Origin of the sequence: Phenylobacterium hankyongense, from assembly GCF_003254505.1 — a bacterium.
Taxonomy (GTDB): Bacteria; Pseudomonadota; Alphaproteobacteria; order Caulobacterales; family Caulobacteraceae; genus Phenylobacterium; species Phenylobacterium hankyongense.
On sequence record NZ_QFYP01000034.1, the window covers coordinates 1 to 309 of the forward strand.

General features: G+C 66.3%; 1 pseudogene. It reads left to right on the top strand.

Annotation, left to right across the window (positions count from 1 at the left end):
• A pseudogene (locus DJ021_RS19035) lies at positions 1-309 on the top strand (TonB-dependent receptor); the annotation flags it as partial.

The window sequence follows — 309 nt, forward strand, 5'->3', positions numbered from 1 at the left end:
GTCGACTGGTTCGACATCAAGCTCGACGGCGCCATCGCCCAGCTGGGCGGCGGCCTGCAGAACACGCTGAACCTCTGCTACAACGTGATCCAGGATCCGAACTCGGAGTTCTGCCAGGCGATCGCCCGCAACCCGGTGACCGGCGAAATCGCCCCGCCGTACTATGCGACGATCACCAACGCGAACACCGGCGGGCTGAAGACCTCCGGCGTCGATTTCGAAGCGCGCTACAGCCGCGACCTGGCCTGGGCCGTGCCGTACCTGGGCGGCGAGGACAGCACCATCGGCGTGTCCACCTACTGGACGTGG